Source organism: Rodentibacter sp. JRC1 (assembly GCF_020521555.1).
GTDB lineage: Bacteria > Pseudomonadota > Gammaproteobacteria > Enterobacterales > Pasteurellaceae > Rodentibacter > Rodentibacter abscessus.
Map to the genome: position 1 here is coordinate 41,241 of NZ_BPWA01000001.1, position 18,555 is coordinate 59,795.

Annotated in this window: 17 protein-coding genes and 1 tRNA gene; 13 read left to right on the forward strand and 5 right to left on the reverse strand. The window is 41.1% G+C overall.

From position 1 onward, the window contains the following. Positions 1–63: 63 nt before the first annotated feature. Together pdxS and pdxT are read left to right on the forward strand one after the other, a co-directional pair. A complete protein-coding gene (gene pdxS, locus HEMROJRC1_RS00220; RefSeq protein WP_226691078.1) occupies positions 64–951 on the forward strand; it encodes a pyridoxal 5'-phosphate synthase lyase subunit PdxS in 888 nt (295 codons plus the stop codon). Next, positions 951–1,520, forward strand: a complete 570-nt coding sequence (pdxT, locus tag HEMROJRC1_RS00225) for a pyridoxal 5'-phosphate synthase glutaminase subunit PdxT (protein WP_226691079.1) — start codon at positions 951–953, stop codon at positions 1,518–1,520. Before pdxS ends, pdxT begins: the two co-directional genes overlap by 1 nt. Positions 1,521–1,685: 165 nt before the next feature. On the opposite strand, the gene HEMROJRC1_RS00230 is transcribed toward pdxT, so the two are convergent. Then, a tRNA-Ser gene (locus HEMROJRC1_RS00230) sits at positions 1,686–1,775 on the reverse strand. A 209-nt stretch (positions 1,776–1,984) separates the two neighbouring features. On the opposite strand from HEMROJRC1_RS00230, the gene HEMROJRC1_RS00235 reads away from it, so the two are divergent. Beyond that, entirely contained in the window at positions 1,985–2,650 is a 666-nt protein-coding gene (locus HEMROJRC1_RS00235; RefSeq protein ID WP_226691080.1) for a Bax inhibitor-1 family protein, read from the forward strand. Between the two features lie 234 nt (positions 2,651–2,884). On the opposite strand, the gene HEMROJRC1_RS00240 is transcribed toward HEMROJRC1_RS00235, so the two are convergent. Together HEMROJRC1_RS00240 and argR are read right to left on the reverse strand one after the other, a co-directional pair. After that, positions 2,885–3,781, reverse strand: coding sequence for a TIGR01777 family oxidoreductase (locus HEMROJRC1_RS00240; RefSeq protein ID WP_226691081.1), 897 nt, complete (start codon positions 3,779–3,781; stop codon positions 2,885–2,887). Then, positions 3,781–4,233: a transcriptional regulator ArgR gene (gene argR / locus HEMROJRC1_RS00245; protein ID WP_226691082.1), complete on the reverse strand. Its 453-nt coding sequence runs from the start codon at positions 4,231–4,233 to the stop codon at positions 3,781–3,783. The genes HEMROJRC1_RS00240 and argR overlap by 1 nt, the downstream gene beginning before the upstream one ends. 208 nt (positions 4,234–4,441) lie before the next feature. Here argR and mdh point away from each other — a divergent pair, with 208 nt between their 5' ends. The 9 genes from mdh to cysB all read left to right on the forward strand — a co-directional run bounded on the left by mdh (position 4,442) and on the right by cysB (position 15,638). Then, positions 4,442–5,377: a malate dehydrogenase gene (gene mdh / locus HEMROJRC1_RS00250; protein ID WP_226691083.1), complete on the forward strand. Its 936-nt coding sequence runs from the start codon at positions 4,442–4,444 to the stop codon at positions 5,375–5,377. Positions 5,378–5,681: 304 nt separating this feature from the next. Beyond that, positions 5,682–6,251 carry a ComEA family DNA-binding protein gene (locus HEMROJRC1_RS00255; RefSeq protein ID WP_226691084.1) on the forward strand — a complete coding sequence of 190 codons (570 nt, stop codon included), beginning with the start codon at positions 5,682–5,684 and terminating at the stop codon, positions 6,249–6,251. Between the two features lie 263 nt (positions 6,252–6,514). Next, positions 6,515–9,322, forward strand: coding sequence for a 2-oxoglutarate dehydrogenase E1 component (gene sucA, locus HEMROJRC1_RS00260; protein WP_226691085.1), 2,808 nt, complete (start codon positions 6,515–6,517; stop codon positions 9,320–9,322). 102 nt (positions 9,323–9,424) lie between these two features. Then, complete coding sequence (gene odhB / locus HEMROJRC1_RS00265) at positions 9,425–10,654, forward strand: 2-oxoglutarate dehydrogenase complex dihydrolipoyllysine-residue succinyltransferase (protein WP_226691086.1); 1,230 nt, start codon at positions 9,425–9,427, stop codon at positions 10,652–10,654. A gap of 167 nt (positions 10,655–10,821) precedes the next feature. After that, on the forward strand, positions 10,822–11,988 hold the full coding sequence (gene sucC, locus HEMROJRC1_RS00270) for an ADP-forming succinate--CoA ligase subunit beta (protein ID WP_226691087.1): 1,167 nt from the start codon (positions 10,822–10,824) through the stop codon (positions 11,986–11,988). Positions 11,989–11,991: 3 nt separating this feature from the next. Further along, the gene (sucD, locus tag HEMROJRC1_RS00275) at positions 11,992–12,861 is read left to right on the forward strand and encodes a succinate--CoA ligase subunit alpha (protein WP_226691088.1); all 870 of its coding nucleotides are present in this window, start codon (positions 11,992–11,994) and stop codon (positions 12,859–12,861) included. A 135-nt stretch (positions 12,862–12,996) separates the two neighbouring features. Then, positions 12,997–13,620 (forward strand): L-threonylcarbamoyladenylate synthase, encoded by a 624-nt coding sequence (locus HEMROJRC1_RS00280; protein WP_226691089.1) that lies wholly within the window; start codon positions 12,997–12,999, stop codon positions 13,618–13,620. A gap of 39 nt (positions 13,621–13,659) precedes the next feature. After that, a complete protein-coding gene (gene rluB, locus HEMROJRC1_RS00285) occupies positions 13,660–14,658 on the forward strand; it encodes a 23S rRNA pseudouridine(2605) synthase RluB (protein WP_226691090.1) in 999 nt (332 codons plus the stop codon). Between the two features lie 8 nt (positions 14,659–14,666). Continuing rightward, entirely contained in the window at positions 14,667–15,638 is a 972-nt protein-coding gene (gene cysB, locus HEMROJRC1_RS00290) for an HTH-type transcriptional regulator CysB (protein ID WP_226691091.1), read from the forward strand. 215 nt (positions 15,639–15,853) lie between these two features. On the opposite strand, the gene prmB is transcribed toward cysB, so the two are convergent. Then, positions 15,854–16,798: a 50S ribosomal protein L3 N(5)-glutamine methyltransferase gene (prmB, locus tag HEMROJRC1_RS00295; protein ID WP_226691092.1), complete on the reverse strand. Its 945-nt coding sequence runs from the start codon at positions 16,796–16,798 to the stop codon at positions 15,854–15,856. Positions 16,799–16,891: 93 nt separating this feature from the next. On the opposite strand from prmB, the gene smrB reads away from it, so the two are divergent. Then, complete coding sequence (gene smrB / locus HEMROJRC1_RS00300; protein WP_226691093.1) at positions 16,892–17,395, forward strand: endonuclease SmrB; 504 nt, start codon at positions 16,892–16,894, stop codon at positions 17,393–17,395. Between the two features lie 201 nt (positions 17,396–17,596). Here smrB and HEMROJRC1_RS00305 read toward each other — a convergent pair whose 3' ends face one another. Continuing rightward, positions 17,597–18,490: a LysR family transcriptional regulator gene (locus HEMROJRC1_RS00305; protein WP_226691094.1), complete on the reverse strand. Its 894-nt coding sequence runs from the start codon at positions 18,488–18,490 to the stop codon at positions 17,597–17,599. Between the last annotated feature and the right edge of the window lie 65 nt (positions 18,491–18,555).

Below are 18,555 nucleotides of genomic sequence, written 5' to 3' on the forward strand. Positions count from 1 at the left end.
TTTAATCATATCTATTTGAGCTAAAAATAGCGATTAGTTTTTACACTTCAAAAGGAACAGACAATGACAACACAATTAGGTACAGACTTAGTCAAACGTGGTATGGCACAAATGCAAAAAGGCGGCGTGATTATGGATGTGGTGAATGCGGAGCAAGCCCGCATTGCTGAAGCCGCTGGTGCGGTAGCAGTGATGGCGTTGGAGCGTGTGCCGTCTGATATTCGTGCAGCGGGGGGAGTGGCTCGTATGGCAAACCCGAAAATCGTAAAAGAGGTGATGGAAGCGGTTTCCATTCCCGTGATGGCGAAGGCGCGTATCGGGCATATCATCGAAGCTCGTGTGCTTGAGGCGATGGGCGTGGATTATATTGATGAAAGTGAGGTGTTAACACCCGCCGATGAGGAATTTCACTTACTGAAAAGTGAATATACCGTGCCGTTTGTGTGTGGTTGCCGTGATTTAGGCGAAGCTTTACGCCGTATAGGCGAGGGGGCATCAATGTTGCGTACTAAGGGTGAACCCGGTACGGGAAATATTGTGGAAGCGGTACGCCATATCCGTAAAGTTAATGCTCAAGTGCGTAAAGTGGTTAATATGAGTGTTGACGAGTTAATGACGGAAGCGAAAAACTTAGGAGCTCCTTTTGAATTATTATTGCAAATCAAACAGTTAGGTAAATTGCCTGTGGTGAATTTTGCTGCAGGGGGCGTGGCAACACCTGCCGATGCCGCCTTAATGATGGAATTAGGTGCAGACGGTGTGTTTGTCGGCTCGGGTATTTTTAAATCTGAAAATCCGGAAAAATTCGCTCGAGCAATTGTGCAAGCCACAACCTACTATCAAGATTATGATTTAATCGCTCGTTTATCGGAAGATCTCGGTGAGCCAATGCGAGGCTTAGAAATCAGCAAACTCAACCTGCAAGACAGAATGCAAGAACGGGGGTGGTAATGGCGGATTATTCCCAATATACCGTTGGCGTGTTGGCACTGCAAGGGGCGGTAAGCGAGCATATTGCTCAAATTCAAGCCCTTGGAGCGAAGGCACAAGCGGTCAAAAAAGCAGAGGATTTTGCACATCTTGATGCCCTTGTGTTACCCGGTGGAGAAAGTACAGCGATTGGGCGATTACTCCATACCAGTGGTTTACTTGATGTGGTACAGAACTTTAATAAGCCCATTTTGGGCACTTGTGCGGGAATGATTTTACTTGCGAAAGAGATTGAAGGCGAACAGACGGCTCATCTTGGCTTAATGGATATTCAAGTACAACGCAATGCCTTTGGGCGGCAAGTAGATAGCTTTCAAACGGATCTTACCATTAAAGGTATTGATGGTACATTTCCTGCCGTGTTTATTCGAGCGCCGTTAATCAGCAAGGTATCTGATCAAGTTGAAGTATTGGCAGAATTTAACGGTGAAATCGTGCTGGCTCGGCAAGGAAATCGCTTTGCTTGTTCATTTCATCCGGAACTGACCGATGATCCTCGTGTAATGAAATTATTACTTGATGCTATTTAACGTATAAGCATAGGATATGCCTTTACCACGTCAATTTTACGTCAAACTCATTGTTAGGCACATCAAAATCGATGGCAAAAAATGAAATGACGGAGGGTGTTATAGAAAAGAAAAAAGCCGCAAGTTATTGATTTAAAGATCTCACTTACGGCTTCTGTATTTTTGTGGCGGAGGAAGTGAGATTCGAACTCACGGAGGGCGTAAACCCTCGCCGGTTTTCAAGACCGGTGCCTTCAACCACTCGACCATTCCTCCGCAGGAAACGGGGCGTAGTATAATCCAAAAATGTTTGATGTAAATAAAAAAGTGGATAAATTTATTTACTCGGTGTTTATTTATTCATTTTGATTTCTTTTTAAACGAAATTAGAAATAAATTTTGCCTTAAGCATTGACTTTTTATGTGCTCACCCTTACTTTACAAGTTGCATTTGTGCATTTAACCAACATTATTAAGGAGCTTTTATGCAATCACGCATTATTGTTGACTCAAGAAGTGAATCCTTATTAAGCACTCATAAAGTGCTTCGTAATACTTACTTCTTACTTGGGCTGACAATGGCATTTTCGGCGGTTGTCGCCTATATTTCTATGGCAATGAACCTGCCTTATCCGAATATTATTGTGTTGTTGGTAGGTTTTTACGGCTTACTTTTCATCACCCATCGTTTGGCTGATCGTCCTGCCGGTATTTTAGCGGCGTTTGCTTTCACCGGTTTTATGGGATACACCATCGGGCCGATTTTGAATGTGTACGTGGCAAACGGTATGGAAGATTTAATTATGTTGGCATTTGCCGGCACCGCAATCGTGTTTTTTGCGTGTTCCGCTTATGTATTGACAACGAAGAAAGATATGTCATTCCTTGCAACGGCAATGTTTGCACTCTTCATCGTACTTTTATTGGGAATGGTGGCGAGTTTCTTCTTCCAAATGTCGGCATTATCACTTGCGATTAGTGCGTTATTCGTTGTGTTTTCAACCATGACGATTTTGTATGAAACCAGTAATATCATTCACGGTGGTGAAACGAATTACATCCGCGCAACCGTAAGCATTTACGTTGCAATTTATAATTTGTTCTTGAGTTTATTGAGATTACTTTCGATTTTCTCAAATAGTAACGATTAAATTTAGATAAGACAAAACGCACCTCGGTAAATATCAAGGTGCGTTTTTTACGGTATTATGTAGCAGTTGCAAAAAGAGAATTTTATATCCGGAATTTATTTTGCAGCGTAGGGTGCGTTAGGCGAAGCCGTAATGCACCAACAACGAGATTTAATGATGAAGCGGTGCGTTACGGCTTCGCCTAACGTATCCTACGATGATTTGTGCAAGTGCTACATAATACTGTTTTTTATATTATTTTTTAACAAAAAGTGCGGTCAAATATTGGAATAGATTTTCATATTGGAAAGTAAACCCTGAACTAAGCAGTTTTTCAGGAAAAACCTTTTGGCTTTCCAATAACATTTTTGCTCGTTCACCGAGAATCAGCTTTAATATAAATGTCGGCACAGGAAAGACGGCATAACGATTTAATGCTTTGGCAAGTTGTTGGTTAAGGCTTTGATTTGTTACCGGATGCGGAGAGACAAGATTATAAACACCTTCGGATTCGAGATGTTCAATCAAAAATAATATTCCTTTTACTGCATCTTCTAGAGCAATCCACGCCCAGTATTGTTTCCCGCTCCCTAATCGTCCGGCCAAATTCCATTGATATAAAGGCAACATTTTCGCTAACGCCCCTCCTTTGGGTGAAAACACCATACCGGTACGAAGTAAACAAACTTTTGTTTTTGCTTGTAATGCGGCATTTTCCCAAGCTTGGCAAAGCTGTGCGGTGAATGTGTTATGAACGGTGGCGGTTTTTTCCGTAATTAATTGATCGGCTTTATCGCCATAAATACCGGTTGCGGAAGCTGAAATAAATCGAGGTGGATTATCCCCTGCATTTATTAATGTAACGAGTTGTTGAGTGAGAGTTATACGACTATTAAATAATTTTACTTTTTGTGAGTTGCTCCAACGTTTGGCAAAAATAGGCTCTCCGGCAAGATTAATCACCACATCAAATTCATCCAAATTGCTTAGGGAAGAAAGTGCGGTCAAAAATTTCACTGTTTTTTGAGGAAAGATTTGACGTGCTTTTTCTTTGGAACGTGTCAAAAGCGTGATTTGATGTTGCTTGTTTAAAAGAGCGGGGATTAATGCTTGTCCGATTAATCCCGTTCCACCGGTAATAAAAATATTCATTAGAGCGAGCTTTCAAAAAGAGATTGGATATGTTCAATGAGTGTTGAGATATCGGTATGCTGAGTGGGCGTTACAAAAATCGTATCATCACCGGCAATGGTGCCGAGAATGCCTTCCGTTTTACCGATAGAATCCAATAAACGGGCAATAAGCTGTGCGGCACCGGGTGTGGTTTTAATGACAATTAATACTTCATTATGATCAATATCCAAAACAAGATTTTTTAACGGACTGCTTGTGGCAGGTACACTAAGTTCATTGGGTAAGCAGTAAACCGTTTCCATCTTAGTATTGCGTGCACGTACTGCACCGAATTTACTTAGCATACGTGATACTTTAGACTGATTGATTCCACTAAATCCTTGATTTTTTAATGCTTCAACGATTTCACTTTGAGAGCTAAAACGTTCTTGGCTTAATAATTCTTTAAATACTTTGGTTAAATTATCCATTCTTGATTTTTGATTCGATTTAAGATTTGCATAAGCGTTGCATATAAATTCAAAATATGCAACTAAAATGGCATTTTATCGCTGAAAAGAAATAATTTTTTACCTGAAATTTGAGCAAGATCTCATAATTGAATTTCTGTATTTGTAATTTATTAAATTACCTTTTAGAATTTACCCGATTAATTAATCTACTTAATAAGGAGTACTCATGAAAGTTGCAGTATTAGGTGCTGCCGGCGGTATTGGTCAAGCATTAGCGTTATTATTGAAATTACAATTACCCGCAGAAACCGAATTATCTCTGTACGATATTGCGCCCGTTACCCCGGGTGTCGCAACCGATGTAAGCCATATTCCAACTGCGGTAAAAGTAAGCGGTTTTTCCGGTGAAGATCCGACCCCGGCACTTGAAGGGGCTGATGTGGTATTAATTTCTGCCGGTGTTGCCCGTAAACCGGGAATGGATCGTTCGGATTTATTTAATATCAATGCCGGTATTGTTCGTGGTTTAATTGAAAAAGTGGCGACAACTTGCCCGAAAGCTTGTATTGGTATTATTACCAACCCTGTAAACACCACCGTTGCGATTGCGGCAGAAGTATTGAAAAAAGCCGGTGTTTATGACAAACGTAAATTATTCGGTGTAACGACGTTAGATGTACTTCGTTCAGAAACTTTTGTTGCAGAATTGAAAAATTTAAATGTATCCCGTACGACCGTACCTGTTATCGGTGGTCACTCGGGCGTAACTATTCTCCCATTACTTTCCCAAGTGCCTTATGCGGAATTTAGTGCAGAAGAAATCGCACCATTAACAAAACGTATCCAAAATGCAGGTACGGAAGTGGTGGAAGCAAAAGCTGGCGGTGGTTCGGCGACCCTTTCAATGGCGCAAGCGGCGGCACGTTTCGCCCGTTCTTTAGTGAAAGGTTTAAGCGGTGAGACCGTAGTGGAATGTACTTATGTCGAAGGGGATGGCAAGTATGCCCGTTTCTTCGCTCAGCCGGTTCGTTTAGGTAAGGACGGGGTAGAAGAGATTCTTCCAATCGGTCCGTTAAGTGAATTTGAACAACAAGCATTGGAAACTATGTTACCGACATTGCGTGCAGATATTGAATTAGGCGAAAAGTTCATCAACGGCTAATTCAATTTGAATAGAAAAAAGGCACTTATTCGTGCCTTTTTTAATGAAAAAGAAAAATTTTAGGAAAAACCGTGATTTAGTTCACAAATTTGAAAATTGGTATTTGCATAAGTTTTTGGACAAGAGTATCTTAGCCACACTAAAAACAAGTGCTATTTTAAGTAGCCGACATTTATTTTGCTTTCCGAGTGTGCCTTTCCCGAGGCACTTTTTTTTGCCTCAAAATTACGGAATTGAACTAGTTTCTTTGATGTGGGTCTTAACTTTCGTCTTTTTACAAAATAGTTTGTTATAGGAGTTTTTTATGAAATCTTTAAAATCTTTGCTCGGTTTGACCGCACTTGTGATTGCATTTTCCAGTTCTGCATTGGCGAATGAAAGCTCGCTTACTTCTTTAAAAAAAGAAGCGGTAACCAATGCTAATTCAATAGTAAAAAATCAGAAAGAAAGTATTACAGCAAATAAAACGGATGTGATGGAAAAAGTAACCGGCACGAAAGAAAAAGTGGCGGATACCATAAAATCAACTAAAGCGTCTACAAAAGAGAAAATCGATAACCTAAAAGAAAAATCGAAATCCCTTAAATCATCAGATTCCGGCTCAACAAAAGCAAAAGTAACCGAAAAGTTAAATTCAACAAAAGAAAAAGCGACAATGGCAAAAGATAAAATTGCCTCAAGTGCTAAAATCAATATCAACAAGGCGGATGCTGCGACCTTGCAAAAACTTTCCGGCATTGGTGAGAGAAAAGCACAGGCGATTGTTGATTACCGTAATAAAGTGGGCAAAATTAAAAATGTTTCGGAATTATCAAAGATTGAAGGAATAGGCGATGTTACCATTGAAAAAATCGCACCTTATTTAACGTTCTAAAAATCTTGTATTTTTATATGCAATCCTTTGAAAGAATTGCTGTGCCTAAAGATAATATTAGACTAAGCCAAGGTTAAAAAACGAAATGTTTTGTGACCGCACTTTTGAGAGCCTGATAAATTTATCGGGCTTTTTATTTTTAAGTTAAAAATATTGTTGAGCTAGATCACAAATTTGTAACAAACTTTTAGTCGGAGCATTTTTTCCAAATAAATCCTATGTATAATGGGCGAACTCAATACGGAAGATAATTAGAGGTGAATATGCAACAAAACAAAACCTTTGATGAGTGGTTGGCGACAACTGCATTAGGCGGAGCAAATCAGGCCTATATCGAAGAATTATATGAACGTTATTTAGATGATCCGGATTCGATTGATAGCAGTTGGCGCACTACCTTTGATTTGTTGCCTAAATCAACGACACCGGAACAGGCTCATTCTCCGGTTCGTGATTATTTCCGCCGTTTGGCACGAGAAAATAAGGCTGAGGCTGTAACGGTTATTGATCCTGAAGCCAGTGCAAAATTAGTTAAAGTCCTTCAATTGATTAATGCTTACCGCTTCCGAGGACATTTGGAAGCAAAACTTGACCCTCTTGATTATTACCGTTGGAAAGTTTCTAACGTACCTGAATTAGACTATCGTTATCACGGCTTTACCGAACAAGATCTTAACGAAACCTTCAATATCAATCATTACGTTTATAAACGCGACACCATTAAACTTGCCGAATTAAATGATATGCTGAAAGAAACCTACTGCGGTTCTATCGGTTTAGAATTTATGCACGTGCAGGATATGGAACAAAAAATGTGGCTTCAAGAAAAATTAGAAAGCCGCCTAAATAAACCGCTCTTTACTCAGGATGAAAAAATTAATTTCCTTAATGAATTAACGGCAGCGGACGGCTTAGAACGTTATCTTGGTGCAAAATTCCCGGGGGCAAAACGTTTTTCTTTGGAAGGAAGTGATGCGTTTATTCCATTAATGAAAGAAATTATTCGCCACGCCGGTAAACAAGGCGTGAAGGATATTGTGATGGGAATGGCACACCGTGGACGTTTAAACATGTTAGTGAATGTGCTTGGTAAAAAACCGGAAAATTTATTTGATGAATTTGCCGGGAAACATTCCGGTGATCGTACGGGAGATGTGAAGTATCACCAAGGTTTTTCTTCTGATTTTGCGGTGGGCGATAACCATGTGCATTTAACGCTTGCATTTAACCCGTCTCATTTGGAAATTGTAAGTCCGGTGGTTATTGGGGCAGTGCGTTCACGCCAAACGAAGAAAAACGACACGGATCGTTCCAAAGTATTAGCTGTAACGGTACATGGCGATTCCGCAGTGGCAGGGCAAGGCATCGTTCAAGAAACCTTAAATATGTCTAATGCACGTGGCTATACAGTGGGTGGAACAATCCGCATCGTCATCAATAACCAAATCGGCTTCACGACTTCCAATCCTAACGATACCCGTTCTACGGAATACTGTACCGACATTGCAAAAATGATCCAAGCTCCGATTATTCACGTAAATGGTGATGATCCTGAGGCGGTGGCTTTTGCAGCCCGTATGGCGGTGGAATATCGTAATTTATTTAAGCGTGATATTTTCATTGATTTAATTTCTTATCGCCGTCATGGTCATAATGAAGCGGACGAACCTTTAGCAACCCAGCCGATGATGTATAGCATTATCAAAAAGCACCCGACTCCACGCAAAGTCTATGCCGATCGCTTAGTGGCGGAAGGGGTGATTACTGAAGATCAAGCAACGGAAATGATGAATTTATACCGTGATGCATTGGATAATGGGGATCGTGTGGTGGCTGAATGGCGTGAGATGGATACGGCAAAAATGGATTGGTTGCAATATCTTAATTACGATTGGACATCGCCTTACGAAAGTAAATTTCCACAAGATCGCTTCATTACACTCGCTAAACGTGTGTGTGAATACCCTGAAAGTTTACGTGCCCATCCCCGCGTTGAAAAAATTTATAACGACCGTAAAGCGATGTATCAAGGCGAGAGATTACTTGATTGGGGTATGGCGGAAACTATGGCATACGCTACTTTGCTTGATGAGGGAACGAATGTGCGCTTATCCGGTGAAGACGCAGGCCGTGGTACGTTTTTCCACCGCCACGCCGTGGTACATAATCAAAATGACGGTACGGGCTATGTGCCGCTTACCCACTTACACGCAAATCAAGGTCGCTTTGAAGTATGGGATTCCGTTTTATCGGAAGAATCCGTGCTTGCTTTTGAATATGGTTATGCAACAACCGATCCTAAAACCCTCACGATTTGGGAAGCACAATTCGGTGATTTTGCGAATGGCGCACAAATTGTGATTGACCAATTTATTAGTTCAGGCGAGCAAAAATGGGGCAGAATGTGCGGTTTAGTGATGTTGTTACCACACGGTTACGAAGGGCAAGGCCCGGAACATTCCTCAGCCCGTTTAGAACGTTATTTACAATTATGTGCAGAGCAAAATATGCAGGTGTGTATCCCATCTACACCGGCACAGGTTTATCATATGTTACGCCGTCAAGCACTGCGTAAAATGCGCCGTCCGTTAATTGCTATTTCACCGAAATCCTTATTACGTCATCCGTTGGCCGTATCAAATATTGATGAATTGATCAATGGTTCATTCCAAACGGTAATCGGTGAATTAGATGCCCTTGATCCGAAAGGTATAAAACGAGTTGTGATGTGTTCCGGTAAAGTGTATTACGATTTATTGGAACAGCGCCGAGCCAATAACCAAACCGATGTCGCGATTATTCGGATTGAACAACTTTATCCTTATCCGCACGATGATGTGAAAAAAGCGCTTGAACCTTATCTACATGTAAAAGATTATGTATGGTGTCAGGAAGAACCGCTTAATCAAGGTGCTTGGTACAGTTGTAAACATAACTTCGATAGCTCGATTCCTGAAGATGTGAAACTTAAATATGCAGGTCGCTCGGCTTCGGCATCGCCGGCAGTGGGTTATATGTCATTACACACCAAGCAGCAAAAACAGCTGGTAGAAGAGGCTTTAACGCTATAAAGTGCGGTCAAAAATCAATGTGTTTTGAATCTTGGCTTCTACGAGTAAGCGAGAAGCCAAAAATTTGAAGTGAATTTCTTTAAAGAGTAAAAGGAAAATAATATGACAATCGAAATTCTTGTTCCCGATTTACCGGAATCCGTTGCTGATGCCACGGTTGCAACGTGGCATAAAAAAGTAGGGGAGGCAGTAAAACGTGATGAAGTTTTAGTCGAAATTGAAACGGATAAAGTCGTGTTGGAAGTTCCCGCACAATCGGACGGTATCGTTGCAGAAATTTTAGAGGCTGAAGGTGCAACGGTAGTGAGTAAGCAAATTCTTGGCAAACTTTCTACCGCTCAAGCCGGTGATATGAGTACGGCGACAGTGAAAGAAACAAATGAACCCACACCGGCGGATCGCCAAAAATCGGCGATTGAAAATAGTAACAATAATGCAATGGATCAAGGCCCGGCAATTCGCCGTTTATTGGCGGAACATGATCTTGATGCTGCACAAATTCAAGGCTCAGGTGTCGGAGGTCGTTTAACCCGTGAGGATATTGAACGGGAAATTGCAAAACGTGATGTACAAAAGGCAAGACAAGAAGTCGCAACCGAGCAAAATACAATTAGTACCGTGGCATATAGTTCGCGTTCTGAAAAACGCGTGCCGATGACCCGCTTACGCAAGCGTGTTGCGGAACGTTTATTAGAAGCAAAAAACAGCACGGCAATGCTCACCACTTTCAATGAAGTGGATATGCAACCGATTATGAACTTGCGTAAACAATACGGTGAGAAGTTTGAAAAACAGCATAGTGTGCGTTTAGGTTTTATGTCGTTCTATATTAAAGCTGTTGTGGAAGCGTTAAAACGTTATCCTGAAGTAAATGCTTCCATTGATGGTGATGATATCGTGTACCACAACTATTTTGACATCAGCATCGCGGTTTCTACGCCACGTGGTTTGGTCACACCGGTATTACGCAACTGCGACAAACTCAGTATGGCGGAAATTGAAAAGCAAATTAAAGCCTTAGCGGAAAAAGGTCGTGACGGTAAATTAACCGTAGAAGATTTAACCGGCGGTAATTTCACCATCACCAACGGTGGTGTTTTCGGTTCTTTAATGTCTACACCGATCATCAATCCGCCACAAAGTGCGATTCTTGGAATGCACGCGATTAAAGAACGTCCGATCGCCTTAAACGGCGAAGTCGTTATTCGCCCGATGATGTATTTAGCCTTATCCTATGATCACCGTTTAATTGACGGTCGAGAGTCAGTCGGTTTCCTTGTTGCGATCAAAGAATTATTGGAAGATCCGACAAGATTATTATTGGAAATTTAGTGGAAAAGTGCGGTCAATTTTGATCGCATTTTGTTTTTTAGGAAATACAAATACCTCAGGTATTTCTTAAATTATATTGGCGAATTAAATTTAAATAGTACGTCAAGGCGCAACAATGCAGTAGATGCTTTTAAATTAAATTCACTATACAAACACAGGGTGAACTTATGAATTTACACGAATATCAAGCAAAACAATTATTCAAAGAATATAACTTACCTGTAAACGAGGGGATTGTCTGTCAATCGGCTGATGAATGTGCGATGGCACTTTTTCAACTTAACGGTAATGTTTGGGTGGCGAAATGTCAGGTGCACGCCGGGGGGCGTGGTAAAGCGGGCGGTGTGAAATTAGTTCGTAATGAGGAAGAAATACGCGCTTTTGCAAATCAATGGTTAGGCAATCACTTGGTAACCTTCCAAACGGATAAAAAAGGTCAGCCCGTTCATCACATTTATGTTGAAGAAAGCTGTAATATTGATAAAGAGCTTTACCTTGGCGCAGTGATTGATCGTTCCTCGCAAAAAATTATTTTTATGGCATCTTCAGCCGGTGGCATCAATATTGAAGATGTTGCACGTGATACGCCGCATTTAATTCATAAAGTTGAGATTGATCCCTTATTTGGCGGTATGCCGTATCAAGGCAGAGAGTTGGCCTTCAAATTAGGATTAAGCGGAGAGCAAAATAAACAATTTGCCCACATTTTTGTACAACTCGCCAAATTATTTGTAGAAAAAGATCTTTCCTTATTGGAAGTAAACCCGCTTGTAATCACAAAAGAAGGTAATTTAGTTTGCTTAGATGCAAAAATTGCCATTGATGATAATGCGCTTTTCCGTCACAAAGATTTGCTTGCTTATCGTGATTTAACGCAAAGCGACTTACGTGAAGCAGAGGCAGAAAAATATCAGCTAAATTATGTGGCATTGGAAGGTAATATCGGCTGCATGGTGAACGGAGCAGGGCTTGCGATGGGAACAATGGACATCGTAAAACTTTATGGCGGCAATCCTGCCAACTTCCTTGATGTAGGTGGTGGCGCAACAAAAGAACGCGTTACCGAAGCTTTCAAAATTATTCTTACCGATAAAGCGGTGAAAGCGATTTTAGTCAATATTTTTGGTGGAATTGTCCGCTGTGATCTTATTGCAGAAGGTGTGATTGCCGCCGTTCGGGAAGTCGGTGTTAGCGTGCCGGTGGTGGTGCGATTAGAAGGGACAAACGCCGAATTAGGTAGAAAAATTTTATCGGAAAGCGGTGTGAATTTGATTGCGGCAAAGAGCTTGCAAGATGCCGCACAAGCCGTGGTTAACGCAGCAAAAGGAGTGTAATTTATGTCTATCTTAATTAATAAAGACACTAAAGTCATTTGCCAAGGTTTTACCGGCTCACAAGGCACATTTCATTCCGAACAGGCACTTGCTTATGGTACAAAGTTAGTCGGCGGCGTATCGCCGAATAAAGGCGGTAGCACGCATTTGGGCTTACCGGTATTCAATACTGTTCGCGATGCAGTAGAAGCTACAGGTGCAACGGCAACAATGATTTATGTACCGGCAGCATTTTGTAAAGATGCGATTTTGGAAGCCATCGATGCAGGTATCAAGATTATTGTTTGTATTACGGAAGGCATTCCGACCTTAGATATGCTCACGGTAAAACAAAAATTGAATGAAACCGGCGTGGTGATGATTGGCCCTAATTGTCCGGGCATTATTACGGCTGATGAATGTAAAATCGGCATTATGCCGGGACATATTCATAAAAAAGGAAAAGTAGGAATCGTTTCCCGTTCCGGCACGCTGACTTATGAAGCGGTGAAGCAAACCACCGATGAAGGATTCGGACAATCTACTTGTGTGGGGATTGGCGGTGATCCTATTCCCGGCTCAAGCTTCATTGATATTTTAAGACTTTTCCAAGACGATCCTGAAACCGAGGCTATTGTAATGATCGGGGAAATCGGCGGTTCAGCGGAAGAAGAAGCGGCGGCGTATATTAAAGCCAATGTTACCAAACCGGTAGTCGCTTATATTGCCGGTGTTACTGCGCCAAAAGGCAAGCGTATGGGACACGCCGGTGCTATTATCAGCGGTGGAAAAGGCACTGCCGATGATAAAATCAAAGCACTTGAAACAGCGGGAGTAAAAACCGTTCGTAGTCTGGCGGAAATCGGCTCGGCACTGCGTGAACTATTGAAATAAAACACGCTTATAAATAACCGCACTTTGCTTATTGTAATTGCTAGGCGTTTCAAAGTGCGGTTATTTTTATGAGATTTTTTAATAGAATTTTGTTAAAAGATGTATAATCCTAAGCCGATATTTTAAGGAAAAATGATGAGCCAGTTTTTTTATATTCACCCGGAAAATCCGCAGCCTCGTTTGATTAACCAAGCCGTAGAAATTTTGCGTAAAGGCGGTGTGATTGTGTATCCGACAGATTCCGGTTATGCCTTAGGTTGTATGCTTGGCGATAAACATGCAATGGATCGCATTGTCGCTATTCGTAAATTACCGGAAGGGCACAATTTCACGCTTGTATGTAGTGATTTATCCGAACTTTCAAATTATGCAACGGTGAGCAATGTCGCTTACCGCTTAATTAAAAATAACACGCCGGGACGATATACATTTATTCTTACGGCAACGAAGGAATTACCGCGTCGTTTAATGACATCAAAGCGTAAAACCATCGGTTTACGTGTGCCGGATAATCAAATTGCCTTAGATTTACTGAAAACATTGGGCGAGCCTATTTTATCCTGTTCTTTAATGTTACCGGGTGAAGAGCATATTACCCAATCCGATCCGGAAGAAATTCGAGATCGTTTAGAACGTCAAGTAGAATTGATTATTCATGGCGGATATTTGGGACAAGAACCGACAACAGTCGTAGATTTAACGGAGGATACGCCGGTTATCTTACGTGAAGGCAGCGGTTCGATTGAACCGTTTATTTAATTTATACAAAGACGCTTGTGAAAGCGACAAAGGAAAAATATGAAACCAACTCAATTTAGAAAAACATCAGGCAGTCAAAGTGAAAAACATCGTGAAAACCGACCGCACTTTGAGCGTAAAGAAAGTAAAACCGCCGTTCGTTTTGATGAACGTCAATCCGGCGGAAGTAAATCTCAAACGGTTGAAGGTGAAAAATTACAAAAAGTGTTGGCTCGGACCGGACAGGGTTCTCGCCGTGAAATCGAAGCAATGATTGTGGCGAACCGTGTGAGCGTAAATGGTAAAATAGCGACCTTAGGCGATCGAATTGATGTCAATTCGGGTGTAAAAGTACGTATTGACGGGCGTATTATTAATCTTCAACAAGCACAGAAAGAAATTTGCCGAGTATTGATGTATTACAAACCGGAAGGGGAGCTTTGCACCCGCAGCGATCCGGAAGGACGAGCGACGGTGTTCGATCGTTTACCACGTTTAAATGGTTCTCGTTGGATTGCGGTAGGGCGTTTAGACATCAACACTTCGGGTTTATTGCTGTTTACCACGGATGGTGAATTGGCAAATCGCTTAATGCACCCAAGCCGTGAAGTAGAGCGCGAATATTCCGTTCGTGTGTTCGGTCAGGTAGACGACGCAATCTTGGCACGTTTGCGTAAAGGCGTACAATTAGAAGATGGTCCGGCAAATTTTAAAGAGATTAAATTCAGTGGCGGTGTGGGTATGAACCAATGGTACGATGTTACGTTGATGGAAGGGCGTAATCGTGAAGTTCGCCGTTTATGGGAATCTCAAGGGATTCAAGTGAGTCGCTTGATTCGTATTCGTTATGGCAATATTAAACTGATGAAAGGCTTACCGCGTGGCGGCTGGGAAGAATTGGATCTTGAAAACGTGAATTATCTGCGTGAATTAGTCGGTTTACCACCGGAAACGGAAACCAAATTAGATGTCACGAAATCACGTCGCCGTCCGAAATCGGGGCAGATTCGTAGAGCAGTGAAACGTTATACGGAGTTAAGTAAACGTTATAAAAGGTAGATAATGATATGAAAATGCAACAACTTCGCTACATTGTCGAAATCGTTAATCAAAATTTGAATGTGACGGAAGCGGCAAATGCACTTTATACCTCACAGCCGGGCATTAGTAAGCAAGTGCGCTTGTTGGAAGACGAGTTAGGCTTGGAAATTTTCGAGCGTAACGGTAAACATATCAAATCCATTACACCGGCAGGCAAAAAAATCATTGCTATTGCCCGTGAATTATTGGTGAAAGCGGAGAGCATTAAATCTGTTGCCTATGAATACACCCGTCCCGATCACGGTGTATTACGCATTGCCACCACCAATACACAAGCGCGCTATATGTTACCCTCGGTGGTGGAACGTTTTTCCAAACAATATCCCGGTGTGAGTTTGCATATCCACCAAGGTTCTCCAACACAAATTTATGATGCATTAATGTCCGGTGAAGTGGATCTTGCCATTACTACCGAAGCACCGTATTTGTTTGATGATCTTATTCAATTGCCTTGTTATTTGTGGAATCGCTCCGTGATTGTAAAAACGGATCATCCCTTAGCAAAGGTAGAAAATTTAACAATTGAAGAACTTGGGCAATATCCGTTGGTAACCTATACTTTTGGTTTTACCGGAGTCTCTGATCTGGATTATGCCTTCAATGCAGCCGGTATTTTGCCGCATATCGTATTTACGGCAACTGATGCGGATGTGATCAAAACTTATGTCCGTTTAGGTTTAGGGGTCGGTATTATGGCAAGTATGGCTCATACCGAGTTTGATAGCGATCTTGTGGCGATTGATGCCGGTCATTTGTTTCATTCCAGCGTGACGCAAATTGCCTTTAAACATAGTACGTTCCTGCGTAATTATATGTATGATTTTATCGAATATTTTTCACCGCATTTAACACGTCCAATGGTAGAAAAAGCCGAAAGTATGCGCGATAACAATGCGGTGAAAAAATTATTTGAAGGTGTGAAATTGGATGTGAAATAGCGTAAAGTGCGGTCAAGATTTGTGGAGAATTTCCGTTATTATGTAGCATTAGCTCAAATTATTGTAAGGTGCTGTTAGGCGAAGCCGTCACGCACCAATAGATGAAATGGTGCGTTATGCAAAGCTCAATGCCCCTCCCCGAATTAAATATCGGAATATAAAATTCTCTTTGTATAACTGCTATATAATAATGTGAATTTCGACCGCACTTTTCCTTAAAATAAATCCTGATATTTCACTAAATCTTTTCGGTTGATGGCAAATACCCCTAAGCCTCCGTTTTTGAGTTCAACCCAGTTAAAGGGAACATCGGGGAATTGCTCGACCAAACTCACCATACTGTTACCTACCTCACAAACCAGCACGCCGTTTTCTGTCAAATAATCCGGTGCTTGTTTCAAAATTTGTTTGGTAATGTCTAAGCCATCGCAACCGGAACCAAGTGCGAGTTCCGGTTCAAAATGAAATTCTTCCGGCATATCGGCAAGATCTTCTTCGTCCACATAAGGCGGATTTGTTACGATGAGATCGTATTTTTGTCCGAGGATATTCTCAAATAAATTTGATTGGATTGGGAATACCCGGTGTTCCAATTGATGACGTGCAATATTTATTTCCGCAACGTTTAGGGCATCAACAGATAAATCAACCGCATCAACCTCAGCCTCAGGGAACGCATAAGCACAAGCAACGGCAATACAACCGCTACCGGTGCAGAGATCAAGAATATTGCGTGGTGATTGTGCAATTAAGTTCTCAAAGCGATCTTGAATTAGTGCACTGATGGGGGAGCGGGGAATAATCGTTCGTTCATCTACATAAAATTCGTGGCCACAAAACCAAGCACTATTGGTCAAATATGCCACAGGCACGCGTTGTTCAATTCGGGATAGTACCAATTGAACGAGGTTTTCTTTTTCTGATGGCGTTAAACGGCTTTGGAATAATTCGGTTGGTAAATCAATGGGCAGCTGTAATCCGGCCAAAACAAGTTGGAGGCTTTCCTCCCAAGCGTTGTTATGCCCCTGTCCATAGTAAATATCAGAACGATTGAATGTACTGTATGTCCAGCGTAAGAAATCTTGGATCGTATGCAGTTCAGTGCTGATATTATCGTTTAAAATCGTTGCAACCAATTCTTGGTTATATGTGGTTTTCATAACATTTCCTTGTAAAAAAATTTGCGTAGTTATACCACATAAGGTTATTCATAACTATGATATGATACGCAAAATTTGAAATGAGTAAGAAAAATGCAAGAAGAATTTGAGTTGTTTCGTGCGGAAACGAAAGGAATTAAACCTATTAAGCAAGATACCGTTATTTCACCTCGTCAAAAGTGCGGTCAAAAAAAATCCCATTTACGTGAGATTCGTGAGAAAGAAGATACGTTATTTTATTTTTCTGATGAATACGAGCCTTTATTAAATGAAAACGACGGTGTCGTAAAATATCTCCGCGAAGGCGAGGATTCCCATTTGCTCAAACAATTACGCCGTGGTGATTTTTCTCCTGAATTATTTTTAGATTTACACGGTTTAACCCGTGAACAAGCAAAAATGGAACTAGCCGCTTTACTGCTTGCTTGTGAGGATGAGACTGTGGATTGTGCCAGTATTATGACAGGTTATGGCACTTTCACCTTAAAGAAACAAATTCCCCGTTGGTTGGTTCAACACCCTAAAGTACGCGCATTGCATCAAGCTCCAAGGGAATGGGGCGGAGAAGCGGCAATTTTAATTTTAGTGGATGTATAAGTCATTTTTTTAAATGTCAGTAAGATGTAGATTTTGGATTGCAACGATGGTATTCCGCAATTTATATTATTCCGCCTTGCACAAATCATCATAGGGTGGCGTTAGGCAAAGCCGTAACGCACCGATAGAGGGGTTAATGATGAAATAGTGCGTTACTCAAGGCTTAACGCCCCCTACACCTGATAAATATTGGATATAAAATCACATTTCGGAACACAATCCTAAACTTGCTAAAAATTCAATAAATGCCCGCACTTTAGCCGGTAAATGACGTCTGTTCGGATATACAATATGAATATCTAATTGCTGTTGTTTGTATTCCGGTAAAATTTCAATTAATTCACCTTTTTTAAAGGCATCATCCAAAATAAATCTCGGTAAATTAACAATTCCCAAACCGGCTTTTGCAATTTCCAACAGGGCTAAACCGTTATTACTCACCGTTTTTGACTTGATTTTAAAACGTTGTACTTGATTAATTCGAGAGCCCTGCCAGCTGACTTGATTTAATGTATTTTTATATAACAAACCCTCGTGATGTTCTAAATCATTTGGCGTTTGTGGTGTTCCCTTTAATTCCAAATAATGCGGAGAGGCAGCAAAATGAAGGGTGGTAGTATTGATTTTACGTGCGACTAAAGAACTGTCTTGCATATAACCGATACGCAAAGCGAGATCATAGCCTTCCGCAACAAGATCAATTTTTTTATCATTAAATTCCACTTCAATATGTAAGTTCGGATGGGAGGCGATAAACATTGGAAGGTTTGGGGCGATAAAAAGCAGGCCGAAATCACGTGGTACGGAAACCAACAAATTCCCTTGCAAACTTGTTGTGAGATTGCTAATACTGGCATCGGCTTCCTCTAAATCTAACAGAATGCCTTGACAATGTTGGTAATACATCATTCCGGCATCTGTCGGCACGATTTTGCGTGTAGTACGTTGCAAAAGACGGGTTTTTAAATGTTCTTCAAGTTGAGAAACTAATTTACTCGCCATTGCAACCGAGATATTTTGTTGTGCCGCCGCCTGTGTAAAACTTTGTGTTTCAATGACTTTACAAAAAATAGAAATCGCGTTGAGTTTATCCATTTATATTCCTTTTTCAAAAAAAGACTTGATTTTGCCTGCGTAAGTTTGCACTATACCGCCAATTT